This is a genomic window from Mesorhizobium sp. WSM4871, from assembly GCF_055811295.1.
In genome coordinates this window covers 190,079-197,084 of sequence record NZ_JBVVPU010000014.1, presented here as the reverse complement: position 1 = coordinate 197,084, position 7,006 = coordinate 190,079, and the positions used below count along the sequence as shown (strand labels likewise).

Annotated in this window: 8 protein-coding genes; 2 read left to right on the top strand and 6 right to left on the bottom strand. The window is 62.8% G+C overall.

Features of this window, described 5'->3' with window-relative positions; genetic code table 11:
• The coding region (locus AC0L2H_RS26640) for a thiamine pyrophosphate-dependent enzyme (protein WP_473588888.1) at window positions 1–174 on the top strand (174 nt) is incomplete at its 5' end.
• A gap of 25 nt (window positions 175–199) precedes the next feature.
• Here AC0L2H_RS26640 and AC0L2H_RS26635 read toward each other — a convergent pair.
• The 5 genes from AC0L2H_RS26635 to AC0L2H_RS26615 form a co-directional block, all read right to left on the bottom strand.
• Complete coding sequence (locus AC0L2H_RS26635) at window positions 200–643, bottom strand: CHRD domain-containing protein (protein ID WP_473593026.1); 444 nt, start codon at window positions 641–643, stop codon at window positions 200–202.
• Window positions 644–822: 179 nt separating this feature from the next.
• Window positions 823–1,794 carry an ABC transporter substrate-binding protein gene (locus AC0L2H_RS26630; protein WP_473593025.1) on the bottom strand — a complete coding sequence of 324 codons (972 nt, stop codon included), beginning with the start codon at window positions 1,792–1,794 and terminating at the stop codon, window positions 823–825.
• Between the two features lie 40 nt (window positions 1,795–1,834).
• Window positions 1,835–2,971 carry an ABC transporter permease gene (locus tag AC0L2H_RS26625; protein ID WP_473593024.1) on the bottom strand — a complete coding sequence of 379 codons (1,137 nt, stop codon included), beginning with the start codon at window positions 2,969–2,971 and terminating at the stop codon, window positions 1,835–1,837.
• Complete coding sequence (locus AC0L2H_RS26620; protein ID WP_473593023.1) at window positions 2,968–3,846, bottom strand: ABC transporter permease; 879 nt, start codon at window positions 3,844–3,846, stop codon at window positions 2,968–2,970. The genes AC0L2H_RS26625 and AC0L2H_RS26620 overlap by 4 nt, the downstream gene beginning before the upstream one ends.
• Before the next feature lie 327 nt (window positions 3,847–4,173).
• The gene (locus AC0L2H_RS26615) at window positions 4,174–4,965 is read right to left on the bottom strand and encodes an ABC transporter ATP-binding protein (protein WP_473593022.1); all 792 of its coding nucleotides are present in this window, start codon (window positions 4,963–4,965) and stop codon (window positions 4,174–4,176) included.
• Window positions 4,966–5,062: 97 nt separating this feature from the next.
• Between AC0L2H_RS26615 and AC0L2H_RS26610 the strand changes: the two genes are divergently transcribed.
• On the top strand, window positions 5,063–5,500 hold the full coding sequence (locus tag AC0L2H_RS26610) for a cupin domain-containing protein (protein ID WP_473593033.1): 438 nt from the start codon (window positions 5,063–5,065) through the stop codon (window positions 5,498–5,500).
• A gap of 17 nt (window positions 5,501–5,517) precedes the next feature.
• Here the strand turns inward: AC0L2H_RS26610 and hydA are convergent, their stop codons facing one another.
• The gene (gene hydA, locus AC0L2H_RS26605) at window positions 5,518–6,969 is read right to left on the bottom strand and encodes a dihydropyrimidinase (protein ID WP_473593021.1); all 1,452 of its coding nucleotides are present in this window, start codon (window positions 6,967–6,969) and stop codon (window positions 5,518–5,520) included.
• Window positions 6,970–7,006 lie beyond the last annotated feature (37 nt).

The following is a 7,006-nucleotide window of genomic DNA, read 5'->3' as shown; positions in this document are numbered from 1 at the left end:
GCTCTCGCCCGCGCCTATGGCGGCCATGGCGAGACGGTCGACAAAACAGCCGATTTCGCGCCCGCCTTCGAGCGTGCACGCGCCAGCGGCAAGCCATCGATCGTCGAGATCAGGCTCGACCCCGAGGCCATCACGCCGACCCGCACGATGACCCAGATTCGCGATAAGACCTGAAACAGGACGGTTGCCCTGTTTTGTGCTATTCGGCCTTTTCGATCTGTCCGCGGATCTCGCCGTCCTTATGAGCGGCGGTGTGGATGTTGATGTAGTATTTGCCGGCCATCAGGTCGGCGGCCTGCGCGTCCGTCAGTTCCGCCGCACCCTTGAACGGGCTTTTCGGGGCTCCCTTGAACGGGATGACAACCCCGGCATTTTCACCCTTTGCCGCCGGGCCGTGAATGTGTTCGGCGGTGGCCGGCCCGCTGAGGCCGGCATATTTCACCGCCCAGCTGAGCCGCTTGGTGTCGGTGTCGAAGACGAGCGCGGCCGTGCCCTCGCCCTTCGTGGTGACAGGCGGGCTCTGCTGAGCGCCATCGAGCGTCGCCTTCATCTTCACCATGTCGGCCAGGGCCGGTGAAGCACACAGGATGGAAGCCGAGACGGCCAGCGCCGAGAGCATCGGCGAAAAGGATTGCATGCGCATGGAAATCTCCATTGTCCGGTAGCATCCGCCAAGGTGGATACTACCGCCATAACGCCGGCGCGAAACGGATGTTTCCCTGGGGTAACGCCTATTTTACGTCTCAGCAAAAAGGGGCGGTCGCCCGCCCCTTTTCGAATTGCTGACCCCAAAGCCAGTTGGTGCTATTTGATCGCCGCTATTTATTTAATGGCCTTGTCGGTGATGGCGGTCGTGTAGGCGCCACTTGGCTGCTTGGTGATGATCTTCTGGTCGAGCAGCGCCTTGGCGGTGCGCTCGTAGGTCTCTGGATCGAGCTTGCCGTCGGCATTGTCGATCAGCTTGGCGACTTCGCCCATCATGCGCTTCTGGTGGTTCTCGTCCTGGCCGCCATTGTCCATGACGATACCAGCCGCCTCGTCCGAATTGTCGACGGCATATTTCCAGCCCTTCATCGAGGCGCGCACGAAGCGCACCATCTTGTCCTCGAAGGCCGGATCCTTGAGCTTGTCCTCGGACGCGTAGAGCCCGTCCTCGAGCAAATCGTTGCCCATGGCCGAATAGTTGAACACGGTCAGCTCTTCCGGCTTGTAGCCGGCGTCGATCAACTGCCAGTATTCGTTGTAGGTCATCACCGAGATGCAATCCGCCTGCTTCTGGATCAGCGGCTGCACGTCGAAGCTCTGCTTCAGCACGGTGACGCCGTCCGGGCCGCCCTCGGTCTTGAGGCCGAGCTTGTTCATCCAGGCGTAGAACGGATATTCGTTGCCGAAGAACCAGACGCCGAGCGTATGGCCCTTGAAGTCGGCCTCGGTCTTGATCGGGCCGTCCTTCGGGCAGACCAGCTCCATGCCGGCCTTCTTGAACGGCTGGGCGATGTTGACCAGCGGCACGCCCTTTTCGCGCGCCGCCAGCGCGCCGCCCATCCAGTCGACGATGACGTCGGCGCCGCCGCCGGCAATCACCTGCTCCGGCGCGATATCGGGACCACCGGGCTTGATGTCGACGTCGAGGCCCTCGGCTTCGTAGAAGCCCTTGGCCTTGGCGACATAGTAGCCGGCGAACTGGGCCTGCGTGACCCATTTCAGCTGCAGCGTCACCTTGTCGGCGGCCATCGCCTGGAAAGCGGCCAGCGACATCGCGCCTGCCAGTACAGGAATAACAAGTCTTTTCATGTTTTTACCCTCTGAAGTTAGTGCCCTTAAACCCACCGCCCTATCCACCACGGACAGAGGGGTGCCAAAACGTGACGGCTCTCTCGAAAAGAGCGACCACGCCATAAAAGACCGAACCCGCAAGTGCTGCAACTGCGATTTCGGCCCAGACCATGTCGATGTTCATCCGCCCGACCTCCGTCGAAATGCGGAATCCCATGCCGACGACAGGCGTGCCGAAGAACTCGGCGACGATGGCGCCGATCAGCGCCAGCGTCGAATTGATCTTCAGCGCGTTGAAGATGAAGGGCGCGGCGGCCGGCAATCTGAGCTTGAACAGCGTCTGCCAATAGCCCGACGCATAGGTGCGCATCAGGTCGCGCTCCATATGGCCCGAGGCGGCAAGGCCGGCGACCGTATTCACCAGCATCGGAAAGAAGGTCATGATGATGACGACCGCCGCCTTGGACTGCCAGTCGAAGCCGAACCACATCACCATGATCGGCGCCACGCCGATGATCGGCAGCGCCGAGACCATGTTGCCGATCGGCAGCAGGCCACGGCGGAAGAACGGCACGCGGTCGGCAAGGATTGCCGTGAGAAAGCCTGCCCCGCTGCCGACGACATAGCCGAAGATAACCGCCTTGAAGATGGTCTGGCGCACATCGGCCGCCAGGATCGGCAGCGAATTGGCGATGCGCGCTCCGATGGCGCTGGGCGGCGGCAGCAGGATGAAGGGAATGCCGGCGCCCCTGGTGATCGCTTCCCAGAGGATCAGGATCCAGGCCCCGAAGATCGCCGGGATGATCAGCCGCAGTGCCGTCCGTGCCCACTTCCCGGCGGGGCGCAATGAGGACAGCAACGCCACGCAGCGCCAGGCGAGCAACCAGGCCGCGGCAAGCAGCAGGAAGAACGATATGCGGGCCGTGCCTTCGTTCCCTGCCAGCCCATGCAGCAGCGCCCAGACCGCGCCATGCGCACCGATGAACAGGCAGGTCGCCGCGATTGCGGGCGGAAATCGATCCATCTGGATCGCAAACAGCAGCAAGATGAAGATCAAAGCCACCGTCGCGATGTCATAGCCGGGCGTGGCAGTGACAAGCGGCCCCGAAAAAACGGCGACGACAAGGAGCGCAAGCGCGGCAAACCCCTGCCAGGAACGAGGCGTGACCGACGACAGGCTGAGAGCTGAACTCATGCCGGCCTCCCGCCCATGGCGCGGTCGACGAGGCGGCCGGCGATGCCGACCATCATCACCAGCAGCGCCGCCACCACGGAGCCGGCGACCAGCGCCGACCAGATGTCGATGGTCTGGCTGTAATAGGCGCCGGCAAGCAGCTTGGCGCCGATGCCGGCGACGGCACCGGTCGGCAGTTCGCCGACAATGGCGCCGACGAGGCTGGCGGCCACCGCCACCTTCATCGAGGTGAACAGGAACGGCACCGACGCCGGCACGCGCAATTTCCAGAAGGTCTGCGCGCGGCTGGCATTATAGGTGTGCATCAGGTCGAGATGCGTGAGTTCGGGCGAGCGCAGCCCCTTCACCATGCCGACAGCCACCGGGAAGAACGAGAGATAAGTCGAGATCAGCGCCTTCGGGATCAGCCCGGTGATGCCGATCGCCGCCAGCACCACGATGATCATCGGCGCCACCGCCAGGATCGGAATGGTCTGCGAGGTGATGATCCACGGCATCAGGCTGCGGTCGAGCGTCGCCACATGCACGATGCCGACAGCGATGACGATGCCGAGCGCCGTGCCGAAAGCGAAGCCGAGCAGCGTCGAGGACAGCGTCACCCAGGCATTGTAGACGAGGCTGCGGCTCGAGGTGACAGGCCGCAGAAAGGTGTTTTCGAAAAAATTCAACGCCACCTGATGCGGCGCCGGCAATGTCGGCTTCGGCTGCGCCAGCGTCTTGCCGAGGAATTCCACGACGCCCGGCGTCACGTTGGCGCGGCGATCGAGATCGCGCTGGAAAGGCGTGTTGAGGATGACGGCAAAGACATACCATACCACCACGATGCCCAGGAGGATCGAGGTCACTGGGACGATCTTGTCGCGGAAGGAGTCCATTAGCGACGCCCCCCTTCTTTCCCCGGCGGGAGAGAGCGGCGATACCCGTTCCTCGTCATCCTAGGGCGAAGCAAGGAGCGAAGCGACGCGGCGCAGACCCTGGGATCCATGCCGCTACCTTCGCGCTCCGCAACGGTGCGGAACATGACCCTCTCCGCACCGCCCTGCCTGACACTTTTTCTCGACCGTTTGCGCCCTTCGGCCCACGTCACGGAATGGATCCCAGGGTCTGCGCACGCCGCTTCGCGGCTGCTTCGCCCTAGGATGACGAAGGCGTGGTTGGCCTCTCCGCTGTAAGGCGGAAGCGCGAGCCCGTTCCCCCTCGACTCAATCCTCATAGCTGTGCCCGGCGTGAAGGCCGTCGCGCACGCGCGCCGCGATCGCCAGGAACTCCGGCGTTTCGCGGATATGGAGTGGTCGCTCTTTCGGCAGCGTCGAGGAGATGACGTCGCTGACGCGGCCCGGCCGCGGCGACATGACGACGATCCGGGTCGACAGATAGACCGCCTCGGGAATCGAGTGGGTGACGAAGCAGATGGTCTTGTTGGTTCGCTCCCACAGTTCCAGAAGTTGTTTGTTGAGATGGTCGCGCACGATCTCGTCCAGGGCGCCGAACGGCTCATCCATCAACAGCAGGTCGGCGTCGAAGGCGAGCGCCCGCGCGATCGAGGCGCGCTGCTGCATGCCGCCCGAAAGCTGCCAGGGATATTTCTTCTCGAAGCCCGAGAGGTTGACGAGGTCGAGCGTGCGCTTGATGCGTTCCGCCTGCTCAGCCTTGGAGAGGCCGATAACCTCCAAGGGCAATGCCACATTGCGCTTGATCGTGCGCCACGGGAACAGGGCAGCGGCCTGGAAGACATAGCCATAGGCGCGCTTTTCGCGCGCCTGCTCCGGCGTCATGCCGTTCACGGAAATGGTTCCCGACGTCGGTTTCTCCAGGTCGGCGATCACCCTGAGCAAGGTCGTCTTGCCGCAGCCGGAGGGCCCGATGAAGGAGACGAATTCACCCTTGCCGATGGTCAGGTCGACATCTGTCAGCGCCTGCACCGGGCCATCATTGGTGCTGAAGGTAAGGCCAAGCTTGCTTGCCGAAACGACGGCTGGCGATGCTCCCGTCATCGGCTGCAGCCTGCCTTGACTTGCCGCTGCCGTGGCGTCGGAAATCCTGTTGATTTTGCGATTGTGTTGCTTTCCACTCGCCCCGTCCTGTTGGTCTTTGTCCCGCTCGTTAGACGCCCGGAGTGTTCCCGATGTCGCCCAACCCACTTGTCATCTTATCCGCCCTGAAAGCACTTATGAAGGCAAGCAGGGGCTGACTTATTTCGCCGGCATCGCCACTGAGACGGTCGGCTCTTCCGGCATCTGCATGCACATTCTCACCATGCCGCCCGGCGCCCGCGCCAAGGCGCATCTGCATGAAAACCACGAAACGGCGATCTACGTGCTCTCCGGCGAGGTCCATACCTGGTACGGTGACCGGCTCGAACAGCATATTGTCGTCAAGGCCGGTGACCTCTTCTACATCCCGGCCGGTGTGCCGCATCTGCCCGCCAATCTGAGCGACAGCCCCTCTTCGGCGGTCATCGCCCGCACCGATCCCAACGAGCAGGAAAGCGTCGTCCTGCTGCCGGAACTGGATGCCCTGGTCGCCTGAAGCGAAAACCAAGCAGCTCAAACCCCGGTCGCCGGGATGCCCGTGCGTTCCACCTTGCGCGGCGCGGAAATCTCCTTCCACGTCGACAGCGCCCGGTTGACCGCGGCGTTCGGCTCGCGGCCGACGAACTCGCCATGGCCGGGCTTTGCCTTGACGTCAGACTCCTGGATCGACAGTTCGCCGCGCGAGAAGACGAAGCGCGGCAGGCCGGTCACCTCGAAGCCTTCGAAGACATTGTAGTCGATCACCGATTGCTGCTTCTTAGCCGTGATCTTCTTCTTACGTTTGGGGTCCCAGACGACGATGTCGCCATCCGCCCCTTCAACGATGGCGCCCTTCTTCGGATACATGTTGAGGATCTTGGCAATGTTGGTCGAGGTTACCGCGACGAACTCGTTCATCGTCAGCCGTCCGGTGTTGACGCCTGTCGTCCATAACATTGGCAGCCGGTCCTCGAGCCCGCCAGTGCCGTTCGGGATCTTGGTGAAATCGCCGACGCCGTTGCGCTTTTGGCTGGTGGTGAAGGCACAATGGTCGGTCGCCACCACCTGCAGCGATCCGGCCTGCAGGCCGGCCCACAGCGAATCCTGATGCAGCTTGTTGCGGAAGGGCGGGCTCATCACGCGGCGCGCCGCATGGTCCCAGTCCTTGTTGAAATATTCGCTCTCGTCGAGCGTCAGGTGCTGGATCAGCGGCTCTCCGAACACCCGCATGCCTTTCTGGCGCGCCCGGCGGATGGCTTCGTGGCTCTGCTCGCAGGAGACATGCACGACATAGAGCGGCACACCGGCCATGTCGGCGATCATGATGGCGCGGTTGGTCGCCTCGCCTTCGACCTCCGGCGGGCGCGAATAGGCGTGTCCCTCCGGACCATTGTTGCCAGCGGCCAGAAGCTTCTGCGACAGGGCCGCGACGACATCGCCGTTCTCGGCGTGGACCAGTGGCAGCGCGCCGAGATCGGCGCAGCGCTGGAACGACGCATACATTTCGTCGTCGTCGACCATCAGCGCGCCCTTGTAGGCCATGAAATGCTTGAACGAGGTGATGCCCTTGTCGACCACCGTCGCCATCTCGTCGAACACCTGCTTGCCCCACCAGGTGATCGCCATGTGGAAGGAATAGTCGCAGGCAGCCTTGGACGTCTTGTTGTCCCACATCTGCAAGGCTTCAAGCAGCGACTGCTGCGGCGACGGCAGGCAGAAATCGACCACCATCGTCGTGCCGCCCGACAAGGCCGCACGAGTGCCTGACTCGAAATCGTCGGCCGAATACGTGCCCATGAACGGCATTTCGAGATGGGTGTGCGGATCGATGCCGCCCGGCATGACGTAGCAGCCGGTGGCGTCGAACTCATGGTCGCCGTGCAGGTTAGAACCGATGGCGACGATCTTGCCGTGCTGCATCAGCACGTCGGCCTTCCATGTGCGGTCGGCGGTGACAATCGTGCCGTTTCGGATGACTTTGGTCATTTTCTGTTCCCTTGTTCTCTTCGCGCTTCTTGTGAGC